Below are 22,489 nucleotides of genomic sequence, written 5' to 3'. Positions count from 1 at the left end.
TTGCTCAGTGATGTCGAGACAAAATCCCATGCGAATTCTGGTAATTGAGGATGAAGTAAAAACTGCGGAGTATGTGCGTCAAGGCCTTACTGAATGCGGTTATGTTGTAGATTGCGTCCATACCGGTTCAGATGGATTATTCCTGGCCAAGCAGCACGAATATGAGTTGATCATCCTTGATATCAATCTGCCGGAGATGGATGGGTGGCAGGTGCTTGAACTGTTGCGACGTAAAAACTGCCCTTCTCGTATCATGATGCTGACGGCTAGAAGTCGCCTAGCAGATAAGGTTCGGGGCCTGGAGAACGGTGCAGATGACTACCTAATCAAGCCATTTGAGTTCCCAGAACTGCTGGCCCGGGTCCGCGCCTTGATGCGCAGGTCTGACCACCCTGCATCCGTCGAGATAATTCGTGTAGCTGACCTCGAACTCGACCAGAGCCGTCACAGAGCCTTCAGGGATGGCCAGCGCATCGATTTGACTACAAAAGAGTTTGCACTGTTGCACTACCTGATGCGCAACACGGGGGTGGTACTGAGCCGTACGCAGATCATCTCACAGGTTTGGGACATGAACTTTGACTGCGATACAAACGTTGTAGAGGTGTCGATTCGAAGGCTCAGAGCCAAGATCGATGATCCTTTCGAGACGAAGCTTATCCACACGCTCCGAGGCGTGGGCTATGTTCTTGAGAAGCGGTAAGCGACCAACCGCCTAGCCTTGGAAACAGCTCGACTAATTATCCAGCGCCTACTACATTGACAGTTAAATTTTAATTCCAACAGCACTTATCTTCGCAATAAGCATGTCAAACCAACAAGCACCACCCATTGACCCGGAGTCAAGGAGACCAGACCACGAGAAATTTAGTGATACGCAATCCACTCAGAGTACTGATAGGACGGTCGTGGCGGAACGGGGCAACGAAAGCCAACAATCCAGCCATTAATCGCAAAAATCGCTCTGGGTTGCCGATTGGAAAACTACCAATCAGACAGTGGAATCTAGAGATCCACCACATAAAACGCAATTCCCACCAGTACGATCTAGCTCTCCGGGGCCAACAGGTTTTACCATCAAGATACTAATATCAATCGAGTGACTTAGCATTGCCTCGATAAGGTCAATGTATTGAACTCGAATCGCTTCATACATAGTCCGCACCATAACAACTTCACGCTGAAGCTTATGATTCTTTTCTTGAAGATTCCTGTATTTAGCATCGCCATCATGATTAATCTTTGAAACTAGACAAGACCGCAAGCAAGCGTCAATTTCAGATTGATATTTCCTGATTGTCTCTCTAGAAACTCCTGCGCATTTAGAAAATTCTTTTTGGCTATAAACATATCCTCCAATTTCTTTTTGGCGAACACTTATCAATTCCAAAATCTTAGAATTGAGATACCCCTTTAGACGCTCACCTCTGAGCTGCATAAGCCCCCGATATATTAATTCTTTTTAAAAATCTCATTCAACAGAAAATCAGCCGACAGTTCAATATTTTTGAAATGTTGGTATTGCGGACTCAACTCCCCTCCAGCAGTTAAGATATGATTCTTTATTAAGTTAGCGTCTCGGCTCAATCTTTCAATTTCCAGACGCTGCGCATCATCTTGAACGTTCACTATTAAATCCTCGCAAGGCTTGCCATTTGTCCCCTTCGCCAAACATGACAGACTGTGCTGGCATGGTTTCAACGCAAGGTTGTGAGCGCACGCTCCATGTGGCATTGGATTAACCACACGAATGGCTGCTGAAAGATATTCTGTTGCCGCTGACCGAAAACTGACCCAGTAGAGGCTGTTCTGCCGACTGAAAACTGACCCAGGTGTTCAACTGCTTCTGCTCAATTTTTGAGCAGGAGAACACAGGGTGATCAGTATGGAAATGATGGGCAAAATTCGCCGGATGTATTTCCGCGACAAGCTGTCGCTGCATGAGATAGCCAAGCGCACCGGGTTGGCGCGCAACACGATTCGCAAGTGGGTCAGAGCACCTGAGGCCAAGCCGCCGGTCTACCAACGCCGCGCGATCTTCAACAAACTCAGCCCTTTTCACGCCACGCTGGAGCAGGCGCTAAAAGCCGATTCGCTGCGGCCCAAGCAACAGCGGCGCAGTGCCAAGGCGCTGTTGGCGCAAATCAAAGCCGAAGGTTATGACGGTGGCTACAGCCAGCTCACCGCGTTTATCCGTGCCTGGCGAGGGGGACAGGGCAAGGCGTCGCAGGCCTTTGTGCCGCTGACCTTTGCTCTTGGCGAGGCGTTTCAGTTTGACTGGAGCGAGGAAGGCTTGCTGGTCGGCGGCATTTACCGGCGTATGCAGGTGGCACATCTGAAGCTGTGTGCCAGCCGTGCGTTCTGGCTTGTGGCGTATCCGAGCCAGGGCCATGAGATGTTATTTGACGCCCATACACGCTCGTTCGGCTCCTTGGGCGGCGTGCCGCGCCGGGGCATCTACGACAACATGAAGACCGCCGTCGACAAGGTCAATAAGGGCAAAGGCCGGGCGGTGAATGCGCGCTTTGCGGTGATGTGCGCGCATTACCTGTTCGATCCGGACTTCTGCAACGTCGCCGCTGGTTGGGAAAAGGGCATCGTTGAAAAGAACGTGCAAGACAGCCGCAGGCGTATCTGGCTAGACGCCCAGGACTGCCAGTTTCACTCCTTCGAGGAACTCAATGCCTGGCTGGGCCAGCGCTGCCGCGCGCTTTGGAACGAGCTGACGCACCCTCAATACAGCGGGCTCAGTGTGGCCGAGGTACTGGAGTTGGAGCGCGCCGAACTGATGCCTATGCCCGCGGCCTTCGACGGTTACGTCGAGCGGCCTGCGCGGGTCTCCAGCACCTGCCTGGTCAGCGTCGGGCGCAACCGTTACTCGGTGCCGTGTGAGTACGCGGGTAAGTGGGTCAGCAGCCGTTTGTATCCGACCCGCATCGAGGTGGTGGCCGATGATGCGCTGATTGCCAGCCATGCGCGCTTGCTGGATCGCGAACAGGTCAGCTACGACTGGCAGCACTACATCCCGCTGATTGAGCGCAAGCCCGGCGCGCTGCGCAACGGAGCGCCCTTTACTGATCTGCCAGCGCCGCTGCGTCAGCTTAAGCACGGTCTGGGGCGTCATGCCGGCGGTGACCGGATCATGGCGCAAGTCCTGGCTGCCGTACCGGTCGCCGGACTCGATGCCGTGCTGGTAGCCGTTGAGCTGGTACTGGAGAGCGGCAGCCTGAGCGCCGAACACATCCTCAATGTCGTGGCACGGCTGACAGCATCCGAACCACCACCCAGCGTCGAAACCCACTTGTCGCTCAAGGAAGCCCCCGTCGCTAACACGGCGCGCTACGACCGCCTGCGTGGCCAGGCCGAGGAGGTCGGTCATGCGTGATTTGATGGCGGAACTCAAGGAGCTGCGCCTGCACGGCATGGCCACGGCCTGGGCGGAGTTAACTGCACAGGGTGAGTCGAACACAGCCTCGTCCAAGTGGCTGCTCGAACACCTGCTGGAACAAGAGCACACAGATCGCGCCATGCGCTCGGTGAGCCACCAGATGAACATGGCCAAGCTGCCGATGCACCGCGATCTGGCCAGCTTCGATTTCAACGCCTCTAGCGCCGACGCACGCCTGATCAGCGAGCTGGCCAGCCTGGCCTTTACCGACACCGCGCAGAACGTGGTGCTGATCGGTGGGCCAGGCACCGGTAAAACCCACCTAGCCACCGCGCTGGCCGTGTCCGGCATCACCCGGCACGGTAAGCGCGTGCGCTTCTACTCCACGGTCGATCTGGTCAATCTGCTGGAGCGCGAAAAACACGACGGCAAAGCCGGGCGGATCGCCCAGGCACTGCTGCGCATGGATCTGGTCATCCTCGACGAACTGGGTTATCTGCCGTTCAGCCAGGCTGGCGGTGCGTTGCTGTTTCACCTGCTGTCCAAGCTGTACGAACACACCAGCGTGGTGATCACCACCAACCTGAGCTTCGCCGAATGGTCGAGCGTGTTCGGCGACGCCAAGATGACCACCGCCCTGCTGGATCGGCTGACCCACCACTGCCACATCGTCGAAACCGGTAACGAGTCCTATCGCCTGCAACACAGTAGCTTGGCGGCCCAGGCCAAGATCAAATCACGGGAGCGAAAGCGTAAGGGCGGCCAAGAACCGGAGGACGATGAGCCGTTCTGATTTCATGGCGACGACGGCCTGCTACATGGCTGCGTGTGGCAGGTCTTAAACAACTGAACTGGGCTAGCGAAGGAGTGGGGGCAACAGCAGCTGCGCTGGTAGACTTATCCACAGTTGCTGGTAACAAAATCAGCAATCCGCCCTGGGTCAAATTTCAATCGGCAGGGTGGGTCAATTTTCCATCAGCGCCAACAGATGATTAGCCACTTCGAGTTCGGACTAGGCTTTCTCGGTCCTTTGTGCTCGCTAGTTGGCGCAATCGTCTTCTACAAATGGTTTACAAAATAAACCCGGCATAAGCCGGGTTTATTTTTATTCATTCAGATTTGGTCGTCTCTTAGACTCAATCCACTCCTTGACCTCACCAGCGGCGCTCTCCAGTGGCGCAGCTATCTGTTTCGCTCCAACTACCAGCGTATTTGACGCATCGGGCCTGAGTAGACCCTTGAACCCGTCAGACACAGGCGAGCTGGATTGCATAGTCACATCTGCCTGCGGTAGTGGTGCGGTTGCCGCCTCAAGTCGAGCTCTTTCGTGATCCTGTGCCTCAGAGACTCTTACCTGAGCATCGCTGTTGGCACCATCAACCACTAAAGTCCCGTCCTGCTTGAGCCCTTCATACCCTGATAGGTTCATGTCGCGCTCGGAGTCATATGCCCCCGCAGCAGAGCCATACGCCCCCTGTACTTGAGACCTGAGGCCAGATGTATCTGGCGAGCTGTCTGCAAGACCAGCGTTGCGGCCAGCATCGCCGGCATTTACGTTGAAGTCGAATGGCGACATCCCTGAGTTGATTAGCTCACCGAGGCGGCCGTCTTGATTGAGAGCTCTAATCGCGGACATGGCAATTCGCTCTTCACGGTCGGACGAGAGACTGCCAATGGACTCGCTGTTCATTGCAGCCGTGAACGCAGCGCGACCCGATTCAGTTGAGCCCGCCATTTCAGCGAGAGCTTGTGCAGTTTCAGCGCGACCCAACCCTCTACCGAGTGATGCACCTGCCGCTTGCTTGAGGTCCATAGATTGACCGGCAGAGAATACGTCCTGCATAGAGCTTGCCTTCTGATAGGCAAGCTGTGCGGTTTTGGCTTCGGTGAGTTGCTGGTTGAGGCTTTCGGTCGCCTTCTGCGATATCGAGCTTTGAGAGCCGTTCGTGAAAGCCTCGCCTGATTGGAAAAGGGTTTGATCTGAGCTGCTTGCCTGGACAGCATTCGTCAGCTGTTGCATGGCTTGTCTTGCTTGCTGCTGCTGAGCACTGTTCATTTGCTTGAACTGCTGGGACTCTTCAAGTTTCGTCCCTGCAGCGCCGAACGGAACAGATGCCCCAACAGATGCCGCAAAAGTACCAGCTGCAATCTGGTCTTGAGAGTAACCGAGTGAGGACAAAGTGGAGGCCGCGTCGGTGTATTGCGAATTGCTCGACAGATTGAGGCCGGCACCTACATTACGTCCAAGATTCGCCAGATTTTGGCGTCCCTCGGTCGTTGTGGCAGAGCGTTCAACAGCTGAAGCTAGACTCTTCTGATAACTCTCGGTCGCAGCTACGGAGTTACTCTGTGTGCTCTGTACTAAGGCACTAGCGGCTTGCTGGGCGCTGATTTGTTCAGCGACTTGGGTTGCTCCTGTTCTGTTCACACCCTGAGTCAGTTGATCGGAGGTGAACATGCTAGATGTGCTAAGCACTGGAGATGGTTGCTGAGTGCGAGGATTGACATCCTCCGACTTGAACTTATCTGCAGCTGTTGCCTGGCTCATGATGGAGTTCGCGACCATTGCAGAGCCGCTGACGATGAACAGGGCAAGCGGTGGTACCGATGCCGCTAGCAGACCGCCAATGCCAAGTGCCTTACTGATTGCTTGGTCCATGTCCATGACCTGTAGCATGGCAAACCCTGCGCTTGTTGGATCGTAGGCGTTAAGAACGCCCTGGATCTCGGCATTCGCGTACCAGAGCGTGAATGCGTTCACGATGCTCAGAAGTGGCATCCACATGCCTACGGCAAGTGGGAGTACCAGGTATTTCCCGAGGATCGACAGACCTGGGCCACCGAGGAGCAGAGCAAATGCCATGAAAGGTGTCATCGCGTACAGCAAGCCCTCGAAGAAAGCGATCATGGGGCGCATGTAGTGCTTGAAGGTCTCGCCTTTGCCTGCCCACTGGATGTTCTGTTGGTTAAGCGATTCACGCAGAGCCAATGCAGCGCGCTTCTCTTGCCAGTGTTCCAGGGCCTGCACCCGCGCATCGTTGAACATGGGGGCAATGAGGCTTGTCATCACATATTCCTGTGATGCTTTCCCCGAGATGGCGAACGACTGAATAGCGTCACCAACTTTCAGGTCAACGTCGCCTGCGGTGGCGAGCCGGCCAGATGCCTTTTCATCCGAAAACCCTTTATCAAGCAGATCCTGCATCACATCGAGATATACAGCCGATAGAGATGTGCTAATCCAGGATTTAGCTACAGAGCATGACTTTAAAGCACCAACGCCGAAGCCAGCAGAGCCGTCATATACATAGATGAATTGGCTGGTTGACGCATTGCTTAGAAGGCTTGCAATACCAGATGTACGATATAACTCATCAATTGATTTATCGTTTCGTAGTGCTGATGGGTTTAGCGTACAAAATGTAAGGTATTCGGTAACAGTTTTAGGCAGGCTTGCACCAGATGCTGCCCCGTAGTTATTGAATTTGTCTAGCGACATTGGATTCCGCAAACTATCTCTGACTTTCGTAAGAGTTGTCAGCGGTGAGAATAGACCATAATCAGTCATACCCGGCGTCGAGAAACCTTGTTCGGATACCCTAGTAATTTCATAGGACACTGTGGATATCATCGACCCTACGAAAACTGGCCCAAGTGGCACATTATCGACGATCCGAACTTGTCCGGAAACGGTATCTTCGATTACTGCTGTGGCTGTTGGGCCGTAAAACATCATGTACAGAACCACGGCGTTTTGCAAGGTAGTTGTCGCGTCAGCCGTGTTTTTAAGCTGCTATTTTCACTGCCGGCTGCTCCCTCTCTGGGTTGAGTGTGACGGCGCCGATAGGTTGCCAATTTCGCGTTGCACCTGACCAGCGATGAGGGGCTTGCTGGTACAGCACATGACGCTTGGCCAGTACTTCTTGATCCTCGCCGCGATGGCGCTGTGCCGGGGTCACGAAGCGGATGCGGCTATGGCGGTGTTCATGGTTGTACCAGCGGATAAAGTCGCGCACCCAGCTGCGTGCGGCTTCCAAATCGGCAAAGCCATCCTGCGGCCATTGCGGGCAGTATTTCAGGGTTCTAAACAGCGATTCCGAGTAGGGATTGTCATTGCTTACACGGGGTCGTCCGCGCGACGGGGTGATGCCAAGGTCGTACAGCTTGCTCAGCAGCGTCACTGATTTCATTGGCGCACCGTTATCCGAGTGCAGCACCAGGGGTTGGCCCGCGCAGCGCTCGCCGAGCACGGTACGCTGCATCAGTCCGGCCGCCCGCTCGCCGCTTTCTTGCTCGTAAACCTCCCAGCCCACGGCCTTGCGGCTGTAGATATCCTCGATCAAGTACAGGTAGTAATACTGCCCGCGCACTGGCGATGGCAGGTAGGTGATGTCCCATGACCAGACCTGATTGCTCTTCGTTGCACTGTGCGTGGTCGGTGCGGCGTGCTTGTGCGGCGCATGACTGCGACCGCGGCGATGCTGCTGATCAGCGGCTTTCAGCACGCGGTAAAAGGTCGCCTCTGAAGCCAGGTAGCGGCCTTGATCGGCCAGCCTTGGCACGATCTGACTCGGCGGCAAGCTGGCAAATGGCGGGCTGTTACAGACCTCCAGGATGGTGCGACGCTCCTCAGCACTCAGGGCATTGCTCGGGCGCGGACGTGGCGTGGTCGTACGCACATCGGCCTGTATAACCGGTGTCAGCGCCCAGCGTTGCAGGCTGCGTAACGACAGGCCGATCTCTGCGCAGGCCACCGCCTTGCGCGCGCCAGAGGCGACGGCGTGGTTAAAGCGTTCAACGAGTTGTTGCCGTTCTGGCAGCGAGGTCAAACGTCCTCGCTGTCGTTTCCCCAGAAGGCATTCATCTTTTTTCTCAGTACCAATATGGCGGCGGTTTCCGCCAGCGCCTTGTCCTTGCGCCGCAACTCGCGCTCCAGTTCGGTAATGCGTTTCTTGTCGGCACGTGCTTGATCTCGCTCTGCCTTGAGCTGCGCTTTAGCGGACATCTGGCCCGTAATGCAGGCTTGACGCCACGCGCTGATTTGCTCGGGGTACAAACCTTTGCTGCGGCAGTATTCGCTGAGCTCGATCTCGCTCAGGGTGGCCGCATGCAATACCGCTGCGAACTTGGCTTCAGCGGGCCAGTCATCGGTGTTGTTCTTGTCTCCAGGCACTACCGCGCCTCCTGCTTTGAGCTTGGTGCGCCAAGCATACAGCGTCGCTTCGGGGACACCTTCTTGGCGAGCGAGCTCAGCTACGGAGTGGTTGAGTGGCGGGAGTAACTTGTTCAGCAGGGCAGCTTTACGCTCAGGTGAATAGCTCGACATTACAGCTCTCTTTGACGCCCCCGATCTATCGTTTTGATAAATCAGCTCAGGCGACAACTAGCCTGACACCGGGGACCAGTACAAGCCCAGCCTTCTGGAAGGTGATTGCCTGGTTATTGAAGGCTGCTTGGAATGCCAAAAGCAGCACGCCCAGTATCGCGCCAACCCTTGCAAGGTCTTCAGCTGTGCCAGCACCTGTAATCATGGCAACGGCGTTAAGCATGATCTGCAGGTACTCTGCACTGCCAGTCGTATAGATTGTAAAGTCCATATTAGCTATTAACCCCCGGCATTTTCGTTGCGAGTACCCTCAACCAGTTTTCCTGGGTCAAGGTTTGGAGAATTCTCCATGATCTCGTTAAACAGTCGGTTTACGTCTTTGTATGATCCATATTTGTTTATGTAATCGGTTTTCTCGATTGCAAGTTCCGAACGAATAGTTTGTAAGTTCTCTCGAACTTTTACGGCATCAGCCATTTCCATAGATGACAGGCCGCGTTCGGTGATATCGAGCAGCCGTTTAATCATTTGGTAACTTGCGTCGGCGGCCAGCTGCTTGGAGAACATGCTCAAGTAGTTGTACCCGGCTTCCGGGCCAGCCTTGCGTGTGATCTTGAAGAGGTTAATCCCGACCTGGCTTTCGCCAAGCCACGTCATGCGGCTCCGATCTGACAGCGTTACCTGATCGTTGTAGAGTCGTTCAAGAACGCCATTGTTTTGCAAGTCTTCGATGATCTTTGTTTCAAGACCTTTGAACGACGAGATTGTTGCTATGTCTGGCTCAAGGCACTGGTCGAGATCGCTGGAATCACACTTGTAGAGCTGTATCGGTTTACCATTAGTGCCTTCAACGAAAAGTTCAAGTGACGCGCCATCGAGCTGAGGGATTGGTTCGGCTTCGATAGTCTTACCGCCCTTGTTGTCATTTTTTAGGACTACGTTGTAACTGCCGACCATAGACATAATGAATTCGGCATTTTCATCGCTGCCAAACATGATCTGGCTCGACAGGCCAGTCTTACGCATGGCACACCAGATCACGTTACCAGTGTCGCTGCAGGACTTTGCTTTGCCAGCGGATACAATTCGACTACCTGGCGAGTCTTCTTTTGTTGATTTGGAAGAAAAATAATCTGGTGCGACGTTTTCCATAATCCCGGTCATAGCTGACTTCAAATCACGCTTTTCTTTAAAAGCGTCAGCAGTTCCTTGCACGATGCCTTGAGCGAGTTGGCAAGAGTTGGAGAACATCTGATTCAGCGACTGGATTTTGTTTGTCAGGTTGCGGAGTACACCGTTAGTTGCCGAATCCATAGCCTCGATTGCCATTTCAAACGCAAAGCCGGAGACGACACCTACAGCGTTAGATGCGACGTTTCGCATCATGGCGACGAATTCCTCGCCGTTGATGAAACTGAATGAGCCGCTGTACAGATTGATACCGCCACACCCGCCCTTTGCGCTCGGTGGTGTGATCGCAATCAAATTGGCAGTAGAGATTCTGTTGCGCAGGGTCAGCCCACCCCCTGATACAGCGCCCCGCGATGCTGTCTCGTACACGCCAGGCGTAGTGACGTTGATCATCGCGCCGTACATCTCGTTGACTTGCTGCTGGAGAGTGGCCATAGCCGACATCGGTGTGTTGAACGCGATAGCGAGCGCGATGGCTGTTAGGGTTGGGCGCTTCATTCGTCATCTCCGTATTTGTCTTGGAATGCTTCTCGGGCCGCCTTCTGCATGCGCTCCACATACTGTTCTGGGCTTTCGAGTGGGTTTGGTGTGCTATCAGCCAGATCCTTGCCGTCGATGAGCCCAACCGAGGCAATGCGAGAGGTCGACTGGTACTCCTCGGTCGATATGATTCCCTCGTCACGGGCGGCGGATAGAATCCGGCTGGTCGCCGTTTCCATTGAAATCGTGCTGTAGCTGATGATCGTTGTGCTGCTGGGTGGCATAGCCAGGCCAATGGCCGGGGTCATGAATACCCCCAGCTGATCAGCTAGACCGTTGTCCAGCTTGTGAGGTCCGAATGGGCTGTTCGGCAAGGGTTTCCCATCCATAGAGATGGTCATGACCGTAAACCCGTACCGATGCTTTAGGCCTGAGAGCGCGGCCACAGCTTGATCGCAGAGCGTGCAGTCGTCCCCCCTGAAGAACAGGACGAGGGCGGCTTGCTCCGATACCGCCTTCAGCAGCTGGTCTTTCTGCTTACCTGCTGCGGTAGCAAGTGCATCAGATGCCGCGTTTGATGCCGGGTAACGCAGGTCCTCATCGAGCAATGGGTTATTGCGAATAACCTCCATCGACCGGCGCGAGAAGGTCTCAGACTTGTCCATCATCAAGCGCTGGGTGAAATAGTACGCCTGGAGGTTTTCGTCGGTTGGGTTGTCGATAGCTGCTTCACGCAGCTTCGGGAGAACATCCTTGATCCAGGCCACGGAACCAGGTGGCGGGCCAACAGGCGCTGCAGGTGATTCTGCTGGAGGAATTTTTTCCTGCGGTTGAGTCGGTGAAGCCGGTGTGGGTTTCGGCTTGGGTTTCAGTTCTTGCTCCGGAGCAGGCTCTTCGTACCAGAACCACCCTTTCTCCTTTTCACGGTAGAAGGACTCACCTGCTATAGCGGGAGCTTGGGGTTCTGCTGCAGTGGTACGAGTGGGCTCATCTGCCGCATTCGTGATGGCGCAGAAGAGCGAAGCAAGGACGAATGGTGGTAGGAATTTGAGAGGCATGAGTCCGGCTTGAGCATGGCTATGGATGCTCAGATTTTGACTGCCGGTGTAGTGCAGGTGCGGCTATATCTGGCTGGATTTCATCCAGATTAAAGGCATGATGCCTACCGCATTGCGCGGTAGGCATCATCACCCAGGAAGCCCATTGGGCCACGTCCTAGAAGGACATCGTTCCAGTCGACTCCCTTAGCACCCGTTGGGATTGGCATGTTCGGCAGCATGATGCGCGCCTTGATGCCCATAGCCCAGAGGCGTTGTTTCAGGTTCTTTGCAGCTTCTTGGCCCCTGCCTTTGCTATCGAGGTCAGCCCAGATTCGGACTGCCTTTACTGCGGGCGGCGGACAGAAGTTTTCGAGATAGTAGGCATTGACCAGCGGCCAGACCGGGAGGCCCATCGCTGTTTCAATCGCCAACGCCGTTTCCAGCCCTTCGCAGACATCCACCACTTCTCCCGGTTGGGAGGTCCGAATACCGCCACCAACCACGGAGCGGTCGGACGGGATGGGGAACATCATCTTGGAGCTTTCGAGCGGCGCTTTCTCACCTTTTGCAGTCAGAAAAATCCGATGCAACACAACCGCTGCGCCTTCCGTATCGGAAATGATGGCAACAATGGCTGGGAAGTCGGCTCTTCCCTTCTCGACCTTTGCGGACAAGGCGGGATGGAATCTAACTGTTGCTTCCAGGCCTGGACGATCCCAGGCGAGGATTCCTCTTGAACGCAGGTAGAGCCGAGCTGGCTCTGCGCTTGGATGAGTCAAGGGTACAGACCCTTTCCACACCTTGCGCATCGTCTCTCGAAGCCACTCATTGCTGGGTTGCTTGTTCTCCTGCTTCACCTGGCGAGGGACAACCTGCCGGGTTTTTCCTGCAATGCTGTCACGGCCTTCTGGGTCTTTTACACCAAGCAGAGTGCCAACTTCCTGGAGTGCTTCGTGGAAGCGCCAGTTGCGTACCCAGGTGAGGAGAGCCAGACCATCAGGCTTGAAGCCGCAGGTTTGACATACCCCACCGCCAGTTGTGCCGGCTGTTTTACGGAAGACCCGAAACCCATCCAGCCCACCATGCACAGGGCATGGGAAGGCTTTACCAGGTTTGCGTTGAGCTTCCACTAGCTCCGGGGCCAGTTTTTCGTAGATGCCAAGCCACCGGTGCTTGGCTTCTTCGAGCACATCGCTTTTGTTCGGCGCGTACATAAGTCACCTCAGTCTCACGGTTAATGAAAAGCGCCCCGTAGGGCGCTGGCTTGGTTATTGGTTCACCCGGATATCCCAGGAGTTGCGGTAGGTGTCCACCCAGTCATCCTGGAGTACACCATCCACGTTCACTTGCTTGAGAACCTTGATGGGCGTTTTGCCCTGGAACTCGACAGTGATCGTTTGACCTTTCTGGGCACCGCTACGACGCAATGCTGCGCCCAGTTCGATACCCCAGATCAGGTGTTTGCCGATACGCACGAAGAACGATTTCCCGTTTTTCTTGTTGAATCGGTAGTGGTGATAGCCGGAGCCGGCGTAAACGCCAGTGACGGTTTTTCCTTTCTGTCCGTGGAAGGACAGTTCAGTTGCATCGCATTGCGCTTCTTCAACCTGCTGATCCAGCTCCTCAATGTGCGGGGAGCTGAAGTTTTCGACCTCTGCCTCATTCAGAGGGATAAATTCCCCCTTGATATTGGCGTCTGGAAGCTCATCAGGAATCAGTTGCTCAAGGCCCTTGCGAGCAGAGGAATTGAACAGACGGTTGATCTGAACAGGTTCCAGCTGCTGGCTTTCTTCTTTGCTGACTTCCGGGAGCAGATGAACAAGCCGTGCAGAAAGCACGGCTAGGCCATCACGAGCGCGGAGATAGGTTGGAGTATCGAGATTGACGGTAACCATCACAGACACTCCTCACGGCGACTGTAGGCCGGGAACTGGAAGTTCTCGTAGTCGACGCGATCACACCAGGTTGCTTTGACACAGCCCTCGGTGATTTTTACAGCCTGTACGGCAGTTGCTTGTGGGAGTTGACGCTTGAACCAGCGGAACAGCTGCGGGACGTACTCGGGGAGGTAGAGTATTGCGCAGGCTACAGCTACACAGAGCATGTAGGGCATGGCGGCTTTGGTAATCTGCGGGAAGTAAATCCCACAGAGCAAAGCAACCAACATCCCCCAGCTGAACAGCACTTTTGCTTTGAGGCTTTTAGCGGCCATTTCCGTTCTCCATCATTTTTTAATGACGGAGAACCCCCAAACGGGAGTAGCCCCGTCAGGGTTTTTGGCAAACAAAAAGGAGGCGCGAAGCCTCCTTTGTTTTTGATGCTCTGCTAGCGCAGGCATGGTGTGGTTGATGTGCTCAACCGAGCATTGCCTAACTGCATACACAGTTACGGCGACCAGTATCAGCAGCATGCTGACACGAGGTTTCTTGTTTGCCCCTCAGGGCTTGATCGGCGTACCGATGAATGACGCCATTTTGCGGAGGGCTTGGCAGCCCGTCAACCGGCAACAACCTGCCTTCGTTAATCTGGATGGATACCGCCCGAATAAGCGCACAAAGAGGGTCTGGGCTTTGTTGCAATGCCTCCTGCCACCAACCACAGGAGCAGGCATCATGGCCGAGAAACAAACAACCCCGCGCAAGTTCAAATACTCCACCCCGTCGCTCGCCGGCACCTTGACCCTCAACACCGAGCAGGCCAAGCGATTCGGCGGCAACATCTTCGACAACCTGACCACCAGCCTGTTCATCATCGACGTGATGGCGCGCAAGCTGGCGAAGAACAACAAGGCCTTCAACCACAAGGCGGTGGCCACAGCGGTTACCACCCTCATCGACAACATGCAGGCTGAAATCAGCAGTGAGATTCAGCGCATGGAGCACTTCATGAAGGCCGAGAAGATCGGCTCGGAAGTGACGTACAGCAACCCGCTTGTTCGCCAGTTCCGCATCACCAGCCCTGAGATCATGCGTGTCTCCACGCTGCTGAATGACTTTGACCGGCTGATTGTCCTGATCGATACCGCTTGGTTGCACGGCAAGCTCGATAGCGCAGAGGCTGACGAGTTCCGCGACCGCAAGGTGAAAGCCGTTGGCAAGTGCCTCAAGAGCCTGATCAGCAATGGCATGGCAGCTCGTGAAAAAGCCTACGCATCGAGCGAGGCGGCTGAAGTTCAGCAGGAGATCGCGAAGGTTGAGGCAGAGGTCGCCGCCGAGGCGCAGGCTCGCGAAGTGACTGAGCAAGCCGAGTCGGCCGACGCCGCCTAATCATCACTCAGCAACAACGCCCCTACTTTAGGGGCGTTCGTTTATCTGGAGGTTGCCGTGAGTACAACGAACACAGCAAGGAAACCTGGTCGAGTGAGAGTTCCAGCGGCCTCGACACCAGGTAGAAATCGCGATGGCTATCAGGCCGCGACTGGCATGCTGATGATGGATCTTCCTCCGCTTGAAGTAGGGCTGAGAGCTATGCAGAGAGGGCAGCAACTTCAGCGTGGTTTGGAAAAGTCAGACGAGGGCTTTTTCCCTCATGATCTAGACGACATAGATTTGCCGAGTAGCTACCAAATGAAACGCCCCTTTTGGGGCGTTCAGGAGGTCATTTGCGTTGTGGTGTCGTTTGTGGTCGGCATCCCTCTCGGGATATGGCTGGGTCACTGGATCTACGCCCTGCCGGGCTGATGGCCTCGTGCTTTTTTCTCAGCCGCTCCACATGGCGTTGAGCGGCAAAATACCCCCCCTTGATTCGCTTGCGTTCAAGAGCACTACAGATCGAGCCAACATGGCCACGGCTAAACACCGGGGCTCGATGGCTCTGAATCTTGCGCACAGCCCCCCAGATTCCATACACCCTCTCCGGCAGCCCCCCATCGAAGGTGGCTGTGCCAGCCATTACGGCATAGCTATGGATCTTCTGCCCATGTACGCCCAGCAAGCGGCCTATTGATCGAACGTGGGCGTGGTTCTGGAATAGCGGGTTGCGAATGCTGTACTTGCGGCGGCCTACTATTTGAAGCCAGGTTTCGGGCTTTAAGGGGTCAACGACAATCCGGCCCTTGAAACACTTGGTTTCCAGCACCCAAATTCCATATCGGCTGACGACTATATGATCGACTTGCGTCGACTCGTCGCTGTGCTGCCCGCGATAGATCGCGTTGGCAAAGACCCGATACTCGCCACTCAAGCAGAGGCGAAGCATGAAGTTGACCTTGTACTCGCCCCACCATCCCCTGTAGTACGGAAACTCAAGCAGTCTGGTGTGAGCTATAGCTGCCAGCACGAACATGGCGATTACGGCTGGCGTGTATGTCCAAAGGAATTCGGTCATAAAGCGAAGCCGCCTCTCGGCGGCTCTCCATTGGTAGGGTTAGAGCTTTGAGCAGCAATCTGTCCAGCGCCAGATCATGTACATGGCGTCATTTCCGGTGCCGGGAATGTGTCGACCTGGCCCGCCTTCCCAAGTCTGCGGTGGTTCTCCGAACCACATACCCCGCTGAGTCTGGCTTTTAGGCCAGAACTGCGTGAGCTTGTACTGGCTCTTTGGGATAGATGGGTAGATAGATGCGCGGCACAGGTTCTCGTCCCCCATCGTCCTGCGAGCCAATCCTCGGCGATGCTGCTGAGATAGAAGCCTGGCAGTGATCAGCCCGGTTGTTCGATTGAAGTCCTGGCTGCGCGTATGGCCTGCGAGCGGGTAGATGCTCCCCCAGGTTCCAGTACACCACCATAGCGATTCAAGCGGCTCTTTCCGTGCAGTCACCAGGGCGGACTCAGCAGCGCATGCCAGGTGAGCCGCAGGGTTTGCTACAGCGGCAGACTCGGGTGCTGGAAGAACGCCAAACCTGGATTGTTCCAGGTAGGGTCAATCTCGGTGAACATGATGATGTCCAAATCGAGGTATCCGTCCGGGTTGCACTTAGTCGGCGTGTAGAGATCGAGATCTGCAGCAACGGAAACGCATAGAGATGGGTGTGGTAAAACGAACCGTCATGCTGGCCCGTCAGCGAGTGGTTGTCCTGGTTCAATCGGCCGTAGCTGCGCTTGCTGCCCATAGGCAGAGTTACACCCCCCAAGGTCGGTGAACAGCCAGGTTTTTTGACTGTTTCAACTATTCGCGCCGGCTCCCACATCGCTGTGACTATGCCCGGCTTGTAGATGCCAGACGAACCTTCCTCGCAGATGCAGTACGTCTTCTTGCTGGCCTTGGCCGGTGCAGATCCGGGAGTAATCTGGACACCAGCAACTCGAATCGGGAACAGGCATGTCCAGCAAATATCAGTGAATAGTTTCGGGCCTAGTAGACCTGAGTCCTCGCAAAGGGGTCGGCGGCGAGCGCCCTTCCTGGTTGGGTCAGCAGCCCGCACAGCACAGCCCCGCAAAGCATCAGCAGAACATTACGGATTCGCATGGGCAACCTCCTGCACGCTAGCCTCGGTGTGCTCGGTAACGATGAAGTGAGTGTCGTCTGCCGTTACCACTGAGGGAACACGCTCAATGCCAAATCGCGACGCCATGTCCGGTTGAAGCAAGAGCAGGGGAGCGTCCATCGAGTCCTGAGTGGCGTTGAACAGTTCCCAACCAGAGGTGCTGGGTATCTGGGTTGCCATGATGGATACCGTCACTCCCAGCGGCGCAGAAGCCTTCTCGCGCTTGGCCAGATCTACCTGCCAAGCTTTGGTAGGGTCGATCACCACGAGCTTCTGGTCGAAACGTCGCAAAGCCAGGGGATTTATTCTGCCGGCAGGAGTCACGACCTTGCCTTCACTGTCCAGGATGTCCTGCGGGATGAGAACAGAAGCGTCCACTCGGCGACGGGCTGGCTCGGAAGCAGCGGGCAGGTAATGGCCGGTATGCACGTCCCAGAAGCGGCTGATGGCCCGCTTCTTCATGGCGTCATAGTCCAGCTCTTCCAGGCGCTGCTGGGCTACGGCCATCAAGTCTGGCTCGGAGATATCGACGGGCTGACCGATGATGCCAAGGTCGCCTTTCTTCCCCTCGGCAATCGCGTCTTGAAGATACTCGACGGAGCTGATCCCGGTGACCTTGGCCACGAGCTTGTCCTCGGGCGTTTCTATTGCCACGGCCGGCACCAGGCTGATGCCATGCCGCTGAAACGCCAGCGGATCGAGCAGCACGCTCACCGTGCTTTGCGTTTCCTGAGTCATTCGGTGCATGCGGGTGACGGCATCAGCCATCGATACACCATTCGGGATGCCTCGAAAGACAATTCCGTCGCTGCCTGGCCATCGTATAGGCTCATCAGATCCATGATCGCCTGGTCGCCCATCGAGAACGACACGAAGATGAGGGTGCGGTGGCCATCTCCCAGCGGATGTTTTTTCTCTGGCTTGGTCTGCTGGGCTTCTCCAACCTGATCAGCCTTGGGCTGGTCAGCTTCCATTCGACGCTGCGCCTCCTGCACCACGATGTTCTCTGCGAGCGACTTCACCCAAGTCATGTCCTCGGTCTGCTGCAGGGCATCAGTTGCTGCCCTACCCTGCTCGCTGATTTGCTTGGCCTGCTCCAGTACCTCGGGTGCAATCGAGTCGATATCGAGCTTCTTGATGCCCAGTTCTTGCTGAGCCATAGCCGGTAATGCCAAAGCCAGCGCAAGGGCGCTGGCGAGTGCTGTTTTCACCATATCGGGTATGCCTTTCCCATAATCTGTTCGGAGCCTGCAGAGCCCCAGTAGCGGGAATCGAAGGAGTCCGCTGTCTCGCCGAAGAACCAGAATCGGTCAGTACCAATGGTCGTGCTCCGGACGTACCGGGCTGGATCAATTCCGTACTGAGCGGCCACATCGAGCCCGTTGGCAACGACCTGACCGTTGATGCTCGTTTCACTCAGCCCCACCGAGACGGAATCACCTGGCATTCCCTTGAGCACTTTCACCACCGTGGTGCCATCGACGAAAAGCGGCGAAAGCCCTTGGGACTTGAAGGCGAAAATATCGCCTCGAACCGGCTCACGGTCAGACTTGTCGATGACCCATACCCGGTACGGAGGAAGGCACAGGCTTTCTTGTGTTGCGATGGCAAGGGAGAACCGGCTGGTTAGCGCGATAACCGAACCGGCAACGACTGCGGACAGAGCCGCCGCCGTCACCAGGAACTTGGCCGTCAGCCGGCGAGGAGCCCGTTGGCGGGCCACCTCAGCCTCGGCTCTGGCTATCGCGCTCTGTATGGAGAGCGGATTGCGCAGAACCATCAAGGGGAGCCTACAGAATTCGGAAAAAATCGTACGCTAAGGTTTTCCGATCAGTCATAGGCTCGCCAGTTTGATGTGTTCCGTTCCTGGCCCAGCCAAAACCTATCGGTCTTCGCGGGTGTGCCACAGGCGCAGCAGGTAGATAGTGGAATCCACTATCTCGTAACGCATCTCGTATTGGCCGATCTGAATTCGGCGTACATCCCTTGGTTCGAACTCTTCTAGTCGTTCGCCAATGCGCGGATTGGTCAGCAGCGTGGTAGGTGCTGCTGTAAGTTCATCTACATAGCCTAGGGAGGCCCCTTGCAGGGGCAACGTATCGGCTATGTCCGGGTCAACAGCTACGAACAGAACCCGAAATGTCAGCTGAAACAAAACGAGGTGAACAAACTGTTCACCGACAAGGCCTCTGCCAAGGATACCCAGCGTCCGTAACCGGAGGCCATGCTTGGCTTCGTCCGTGAAGGTGATACGGTCGTGGTACACAGCATGGATCACTTGGCCCGCAACCTGGATGACCTGCGCCGCCTGGTGCAAAAAAATGACCAAGCGCGGCGTGCGTATCGAGTTTTAGAAGGAAGGGCTGGTATTCACGGGAGGTGATTCGCCGATGGCCAACCTGATGCTGTCGGTCATGGGAGCCTTCGCCGAGTTCGAGCGAGCGCTCATTCGCGAGCGAATCGCCCAGGCCAAGCAACGCGGCGGTTACCGGGCTCGTAAAAAAGCCCTGTCCGACGAACAGACTGTCGCAGTCCGGCAACGGGCCGCTGTCGGTGAACCAAAGGCCCAGCTAGCCCGTGAGTTCGGTATAAGTAGGGAAACCCTTTACCAGTACCTACGCACGGATGACTGATACATGCCCCGTCGCTCGATACTCTCGGCTTCTGAGCGCGAGACTTTGCTTGCGCTGCCGGAAAGCCAGGACGATCTGATCCGCTATTACACCTTCAACGAGTCCGACCTGTCGCTGATCCGTCAGCGACGGGGTGATGCCAATCGTCTCGGCTTTGCCGTGCAACTCTGCCTGCTGCGCTACCCCGGTTACGCGCTGTCCAGCGACAGCGTGCTGCCAGATCCGGTCATTGAGTGGGTGGCACGACAGGTTCAGGCTGCGCCCGAAAGCTGGGCGAAGTACGGTGAGCGCGATGTCACCCGCCGTGAACATGCCCAGGAGTTGCGAACCTACCTGGGCTTGTTGCCGTTCGGGCTGTCAGACTTTCGCGCCCTGGTACGTGAGCTGACCAACCTGGCCCAGCAGACCGACAAAGGTTTGTTACTGGCTGGGCAGGCTCTGGAGAGTCTGCGTCAGCAACGGCGGATTTTGCCGACCCTGACGGTGATCGACCGGGCCTGCTCCGAAGCAGTGGCGCGAGCGAACCGGAGGATCTACCGTGCTTTGATCGAGCCGCTAAGCCAGCAGCATCGCAACAAACTCGACGAACTGCTGACCATCAAGACAGGCAGCAATAGTACCTGGTTGACCTGGCTACGGCAGTCACCGTTGAAACCGAATTCGCGGCACATGATGGAGCACATCGAGCGGCTGAAGATTTTTCAACTGGTGGCCCTGCCCGAAGGGCTCGACCGGCATATCCACCAGAACCGCTTGCTCAAGCTTGCCCGCGAAGGTGGGCAGATGACGCCGCAGGATCTTGGCAAGTTCGAGAACGAACGGCGCTACGCCACCTTGGTTGCCGTGGTGCTGGAAAGCACCGCGACAGTGACCGATGAACTGGTGGATCTACACGACCGCATCCTAGTCAAGCTGTTCAGCAGCGCCAAGAACAAGCATCAGCAGCAATTTCAGAAACAGGGCAAGGCGATCAACGACAAGGTTCGCTTGTACTCGAAGATAGGTCAGGCCTTGCTGGAGGCCAAAACTACCGGTGGCGATCCGTTCGCCGCCATCGAGGCGGTCATCCCCTGGGACGAATTCGCCCAGAGTGTGACCGACGCCGAGCTACTGGCCCGTCCCGAAACCTTCGACCATTTGCACCTGGTCAGCGAAAACTTCAATACTCTGCGCCGCTACACTCCAGCCTTTCTGGAGGTGCTTCAACTCCGGGCCGCACCGGCAGCTCAACGTGTGCTGGATGCCATCCAGCAGCTGCGCGAGATGAACGCAGACAACCTGCGCAAGGTGCCATCGGACGCACCAACTGCGTTCATCAAGCCGCGCTGGAAACCGCTGGTGATCACGCCGGAAGGCATTGACCGGCGTTTTTACGAAATCTGCGCCTTGTCTGAACTGAAAAACGCGCTGCGTTCCGGCGACATTTGGGTCAAGGGCTCACGGCAGTTTCGTGACTTTGAAGATTACCTGCTGCCGCCCGCGAAGTTTGCCGCGCTCAAGAAGGAACAGGCGCTGCCATTGGCGACCAATCCCAACAGCGACCAGTACCTAGAGGAGCGCTTGCAGCTGCTAGAGCAGCAACTGGCGACCGTCGCCAAGCTGGCCAAGGACAATGAACTCCCCGACGCGATCCTCACAGAGTCCGGACTGAAGATCACGCCGCTGGATGCGGCAGTACCGGTCACCGCCCAGGCGCTGATCGACAAGACCAGTCAGCTACTACCGCGCATCAAGATTACCGAGCTGCTGATGGACGTGGATGAGTGGACAGGATTCACCCGTCACTTTACCCACCTGAAGGATGGTGCTCAGGCCAAGGATCGAACGCTGTTACTGTCAGCAATCCTTGGTGACGCCATCAACATTGGGCTGACGAAAATGGCCGAGTCGAGTCCGGGTATGACCTACGCCAAGCTGTCTTGGCTGCAAGCCTGGCACATCCGTGACGAAACCTACTCGGCGGCTCTGGCTGAATTGGTCAACAATCAGTTCAACCACACCTTTGCGGCCAACTGGGGAGACGGCACCACCTCATCCTCCGATGGCCAGCGCTTCCGTGCAGGCGGTCGAGGCGAAAGCACCGGGCACGTCAACCCGAAATACGGCAACGAACCAGGGCGGCTGTTCTATACCCATATCTCCGATCAGTACGCGCCGTTCAGTACCCGAGTGGTGAATGTCGGAGTGCGGGATTCGACCTATGTGCTCGATGGTCTGCTGTATCACGAGTCGGATCTGCGGATCGAGGAGCACTACACCGACACGGCTGGCTTCACCGATCATGTCTTCGCCCTGATGCATCTGCTGGGCTTTCGTTTTGCCCCGCGCATCCGCGACCTGGGCGAAACCAAACTGTATGTCCCGCAGAGCGTACAGGACTACCCGACGCTGCGCCCAATGATCGGCGGCACGCTGAACATTAAGCACGTCCGCGCTCACTGGGACGAGATTCTGCGTCTGGCCGCGTCGATCAAACAGGGCACCGTCACTGCCTCGTTGATGCTGCGCAAGCTGGGCAGCTATCCACGTCAGAACGGCCTGGCCGTGGCCCTGCGGGAGCTGGGCCGGATCGAGCGCACGCTGTTTATCCTCGACTGGCTGCAAAGTGTCGAGTTGCGTCGTCGCGTGCACGCTGGATTGAACAAGGGCGAGGCGCGCAATGCCCTGGCCAGGGCGGTGTTCTTCAACCGCCTTGGTGAAATCAGGGATCGCAGCTTCGAACAGCAGCGCTATAGGGCCAGCGGACTGAACTTGGTGACCGCCGCTATCGTGCTGTGGAACACCGTCTACCTGGAGCGGGCAACCCAAGGGCTGACTGACGCCGGAAAGCCGGTGAATACCGATATGTATCAATATCTGTCGCCGCTGGGCTGGGAGCACATTAACCTGACCGGCGATTACGTCTGGCGGCAGAGCCGCAAGCTGGAGGAAGGGAAATTCAGGCCGTTACGACAGCTCGGAAAGCCTTAGCGTACGATTTTTTCCGAATTCTCTCGGCTCCCCTTC

General features: G+C 56.0%; 22 protein-coding genes and 1 pseudogene. 6 read left to right on the top strand and 17 right to left on the bottom strand.

The genetic code is table 11. The features are described 5' to 3' along the window. Positions 1-28: 28 nt before the first annotated feature. Positions 29-703, top strand: coding sequence for a heavy metal response regulator transcription factor (locus tag ACEPAJ_RS00115; protein WP_034137066.1), 675 nt, complete (start codon positions 29-31; stop codon positions 701-703). 288 nt (positions 704-991) lie between these two features. Here the strand turns inward: ACEPAJ_RS00115 and ACEPAJ_RS00110 are convergent, their stop codons facing one another. Both ACEPAJ_RS00110 and ACEPAJ_RS00105 read right to left on the bottom strand, forming a co-directional pair. Beyond that, complete coding sequence (locus ACEPAJ_RS00110) at positions 992-1,438, bottom strand: hypothetical protein (protein ID WP_425912861.1); 447 nt, start codon at positions 1,436-1,438, stop codon at positions 992-994. A gap of 14 nt (positions 1,439-1,452) precedes the next feature. Then, positions 1,453-1,629, bottom strand: coding sequence for a hypothetical protein (locus ACEPAJ_RS00105; protein ID WP_425912860.1), 177 nt, complete (start codon positions 1,627-1,629; stop codon positions 1,453-1,455). A gap of 256 nt (positions 1,630-1,885) precedes the next feature. On the opposite strand from ACEPAJ_RS00105, the gene istA reads away from it, so the two are divergent. Together istA and istB are read left to right on the top strand one after the other, a co-directional pair. Further along, positions 1,886-3,385, top strand: a complete 1,500-nt coding sequence (istA, locus tag ACEPAJ_RS00100; RefSeq protein WP_139134708.1) for an IS21 family transposase — start codon at positions 1,886-1,888, stop codon at positions 3,383-3,385. Beyond that, entirely contained in the window at positions 3,378-4,181 is an 804-nt protein-coding gene (gene istB, locus ACEPAJ_RS00095) for an IS21-like element ISPst3 family helper ATPase IstB (RefSeq protein WP_011911830.1), read from the top strand. The genes istA and istB overlap by 8 nt, the downstream gene beginning before the upstream one ends. A 312-nt stretch (positions 4,182-4,493) precedes the next feature. On the opposite strand, the gene ACEPAJ_RS00090 is transcribed toward istB, so the two are convergent. The 8 genes from ACEPAJ_RS00090 to ACEPAJ_RS00055 all read right to left on the bottom strand — a co-directional run bounded on the left by ACEPAJ_RS00090 (position 4,494) and on the right by ACEPAJ_RS00055 (position 13,637). Continuing rightward, positions 4,494-7,148 carry a conjugal transfer protein TraG N-terminal domain-containing protein gene (locus ACEPAJ_RS00090; protein ID WP_425912858.1) on the bottom strand — a complete coding sequence of 885 codons (2,655 nt, stop codon included), beginning with the start codon at positions 7,146-7,148 and terminating at the stop codon, positions 4,494-4,496. A 25-nt stretch (positions 7,149-7,173) separates the two neighbouring features. Next, a protein-coding gene (locus tag ACEPAJ_RS00085; protein ID WP_425912856.1) for an IS3 family transposase occupies positions 7,174-8,714 on the bottom strand; the annotation gives its coding sequence in 2 pieces (ribosomal slippage) (positions 7,174-8,252 and positions 8,252-8,714; 1,542 coding nt in all). A 46-nt stretch (positions 8,715-8,760) separates the two neighbouring features. After that, entirely contained in the window at positions 8,761-8,985 is a 225-nt protein-coding gene (locus tag ACEPAJ_RS00080; RefSeq protein ID WP_425912855.1) for a conjugal transfer protein TraG N-terminal domain-containing protein, read from the bottom strand. An 8-nt stretch (positions 8,986-8,993) separates the two neighbouring features. Continuing rightward, a complete protein-coding gene (locus ACEPAJ_RS00075) occupies positions 8,994-10,403 on the bottom strand; it encodes a conjugal transfer protein TraH (protein WP_346100254.1) in 1,410 nt (469 codons plus the stop codon). Further along, positions 10,400-11,443, bottom strand: a complete 1,044-nt coding sequence (gene traF / locus ACEPAJ_RS00070) for a conjugal transfer protein TraF (protein ID WP_425912854.1) — start codon at positions 11,441-11,443, stop codon at positions 10,400-10,402. The genes ACEPAJ_RS00075 and traF overlap by 4 nt, the downstream gene beginning before the upstream one ends. Before the next feature lie 104 nt (positions 11,444-11,547). Beyond that, positions 11,548-12,639 carry a DUF7146 domain-containing protein gene (locus tag ACEPAJ_RS00065; protein ID WP_425912853.1) on the bottom strand — a complete coding sequence of 364 codons (1,092 nt, stop codon included), beginning with the start codon at positions 12,637-12,639 and terminating at the stop codon, positions 11,548-11,550. A 54-nt stretch (positions 12,640-12,693) separates the two neighbouring features. Next, a complete protein-coding gene (locus tag ACEPAJ_RS00060; protein WP_425912851.1) occupies positions 12,694-13,320 on the bottom strand; it encodes a DNA primase in 627 nt (208 codons plus the stop codon). After that, a complete protein-coding gene (locus ACEPAJ_RS00055) occupies positions 13,320-13,637 on the bottom strand; it encodes a hypothetical protein (protein ID WP_425912850.1) in 318 nt (105 codons plus the stop codon). Before ACEPAJ_RS00055 ends, ACEPAJ_RS00060 begins: the two co-directional genes overlap by 1 nt. A gap of 247 nt (positions 13,638-13,884) precedes the next feature. Here ACEPAJ_RS00055 and ACEPAJ_RS00050 point away from each other — a divergent pair, with 247 nt between their 5' ends. Next, the gene (locus ACEPAJ_RS00050) at positions 13,885-14,691 is read left to right on the top strand and encodes a hypothetical protein (protein WP_425912848.1); all 807 of its coding nucleotides are present in this window, start codon (positions 13,885-13,887) and stop codon (positions 14,689-14,691) included. Positions 14,692-15,022: 331 nt separating this feature from the next. On the opposite strand, the gene ACEPAJ_RS00045 is transcribed toward ACEPAJ_RS00050, so the two are convergent. From ACEPAJ_RS00045 to ACEPAJ_RS00015, 7 genes are all read right to left on the bottom strand, one after another. Next, complete coding sequence (locus ACEPAJ_RS00045) at positions 15,023-15,751, bottom strand: nuclease-related domain-containing protein (protein WP_077749538.1); 729 nt, start codon at positions 15,749-15,751, stop codon at positions 15,023-15,025. Between the two features lie 39 nt (positions 15,752-15,790). Further along, positions 15,791-16,210 carry a TraU family protein gene (locus tag ACEPAJ_RS00040; RefSeq protein WP_425912892.1) on the bottom strand — a complete coding sequence of 140 codons (420 nt, stop codon included), beginning with the start codon at positions 16,208-16,210 and terminating at the stop codon, positions 15,791-15,793. Next, positions 16,194-16,787, bottom strand: coding sequence for a TraU family protein (locus ACEPAJ_RS00035; RefSeq protein ID WP_425912847.1), 594 nt, complete (start codon positions 16,785-16,787; stop codon positions 16,194-16,196). Before ACEPAJ_RS00035 ends, ACEPAJ_RS00040 begins: the two co-directional genes overlap by 17 nt. Positions 16,788-16,817: 30 nt before the next feature. Further along, the gene (locus tag ACEPAJ_RS00030) at positions 16,818-17,618 is read right to left on the bottom strand and encodes a TrbC family F-type conjugative pilus assembly protein (RefSeq protein WP_425912845.1); all 801 of its coding nucleotides are present in this window, start codon (positions 17,616-17,618) and stop codon (positions 16,818-16,820) included. Beyond that, positions 17,585-18,064, bottom strand: a complete 480-nt coding sequence (locus ACEPAJ_RS00025) for a hypothetical protein (RefSeq protein WP_425912844.1) — start codon at positions 18,062-18,064, stop codon at positions 17,585-17,587. The genes ACEPAJ_RS00030 and ACEPAJ_RS00025 overlap by 34 nt, the downstream gene beginning before the upstream one ends. Continuing rightward, a complete protein-coding gene (locus ACEPAJ_RS00020; RefSeq protein ID WP_425912843.1) occupies positions 18,058-18,630 on the bottom strand; it encodes a S26 family signal peptidase in 573 nt (190 codons plus the stop codon). Before ACEPAJ_RS00020 ends, ACEPAJ_RS00025 begins: the two co-directional genes overlap by 7 nt. 102 nt (positions 18,631-18,732) lie before the next feature. After that, complete coding sequence (locus ACEPAJ_RS00015) at positions 18,733-18,957, bottom strand: type II toxin-antitoxin system RelE/ParE family toxin (RefSeq protein ID WP_228022317.1); 225 nt, start codon at positions 18,955-18,957, stop codon at positions 18,733-18,735. Between ACEPAJ_RS00015 and ACEPAJ_RS00010 the strand changes: the two are divergent. Both ACEPAJ_RS00010 and ACEPAJ_RS00005 read left to right on the top strand, forming a co-directional pair. Next, positions 18,934-19,483, top strand: a pseudogene (locus ACEPAJ_RS00010) (recombinase family protein). The gene ACEPAJ_RS00015 and the pseudogene ACEPAJ_RS00010 sit on opposite strands and share 24 nt — an antisense overlap. A gap of 3 nt (positions 19,484-19,486) precedes the next feature. Next, positions 19,487-22,453, top strand: coding sequence for a Tn3 family transposase (locus tag ACEPAJ_RS00005; protein ID WP_065990646.1), 2,967 nt, complete (start codon positions 19,487-19,489; stop codon positions 22,451-22,453). Positions 22,454-22,489 lie beyond the last annotated feature (36 nt).

The organism is Pseudomonas sp. GWSMS-1 (assembly GCF_049847425.1).
GTDB lineage: Bacteria > Pseudomonadota > Gammaproteobacteria > Pseudomonadales > Pseudomonadaceae > Aquipseudomonas.
The sequence above is the reverse complement of the archived record's forward strand: the minus strand, read 5'-3'. Positions and strand labels throughout refer to the sequence as shown.

What these genes read in the sequence shown, in the direction of transcription:
- ACEPAJ_RS00115 (WP_034137066.1), top strand. Translation starts at nt 29, where the DNA reads ATGCGAATTCTGGTAATTGAGGATGAAGTAAAAACTGCGGAGTATGTG.
- ACEPAJ_RS00110 (WP_425912861.1), bottom strand. Translation starts at nt 1,438, where the DNA reads ATGCAGCTCAGAGGTGAGCGTCTAAAGGGGTATCTCAATTCTAAGATT.
- istA (WP_139134708.1), top strand. Translation starts at nt 1,886, where the DNA reads ATGGAAATGATGGGCAAAATTCGCCGGATGTATTTCCGCGACAAGCTG.
- istB (WP_011911830.1), top strand. Translation starts at nt 3,378, where the DNA reads ATGCGTGATTTGATGGCGGAACTCAAGGAGCTGCGCCTGCACGGCATG.
- ACEPAJ_RS00080 (WP_425912855.1), bottom strand. Translation starts at nt 8,985, where the DNA reads ATGGACTTTACAATCTATACGACTGGCAGTGCAGAGTACCTGCAGATC.
- ACEPAJ_RS00075 (WP_346100254.1), bottom strand. Translation starts at nt 10,403, where the DNA reads ATGAAGCGCCCAACCCTAACAGCCATCGCGCTCGCTATCGCGTTCAAC.
- traF (WP_425912854.1), bottom strand. Translation starts at nt 11,443, where the DNA reads ATGCCTCTCAAATTCCTACCACCATTCGTCCTTGCTTCGCTCTTCTGC.
- ACEPAJ_RS00065 (WP_425912853.1), bottom strand. Translation starts at nt 12,639, where the DNA reads ATGTACGCGCCGAACAAAAGCGATGTGCTCGAAGAAGCCAAGCACCGG.
- ACEPAJ_RS00060 (WP_425912851.1), bottom strand. Translation starts at nt 13,320, where the DNA reads ATGGTTACCGTCAATCTCGATACTCCAACCTATCTCCGCGCTCGTGAT.
- ACEPAJ_RS00055 (WP_425912850.1), bottom strand. Translation starts at nt 13,637, where the DNA reads ATGGCCGCTAAAAGCCTCAAAGCAAAAGTGCTGTTCAGCTGGGGGATG.
- ACEPAJ_RS00050 (WP_425912848.1), top strand. Translation starts at nt 13,885, where the DNA reads ATGAATGACGCCATTTTGCGGAGGGCTTGGCAGCCCGTCAACCGGCAA.
- ACEPAJ_RS00045 (WP_077749538.1), bottom strand. Translation starts at nt 15,751, where the DNA reads ATGACCGAATTCCTTTGGACATACACGCCAGCCGTAATCGCCATGTTC.
- ACEPAJ_RS00030 (WP_425912845.1), bottom strand. Translation starts at nt 17,618, where the DNA reads ATGGCTGATGCCGTCACCCGCATGCACCGAATGACTCAGGAAACGCAA.
- ACEPAJ_RS00025 (WP_425912844.1), bottom strand. Translation starts at nt 18,064, where the DNA reads ATGGTGAAAACAGCACTCGCCAGCGCCCTTGCGCTGGCTTTGGCATTA.
- ACEPAJ_RS00020 (WP_425912843.1), bottom strand. Translation starts at nt 18,630, where the DNA reads ATGGTTCTGCGCAATCCGCTCTCCATACAGAGCGCGATAGCCAGAGCC.
- ACEPAJ_RS00005 (WP_065990646.1), top strand. Translation starts at nt 19,487, where the DNA reads ATGCCCCGTCGCTCGATACTCTCGGCTTCTGAGCGCGAGACTTTGCTT.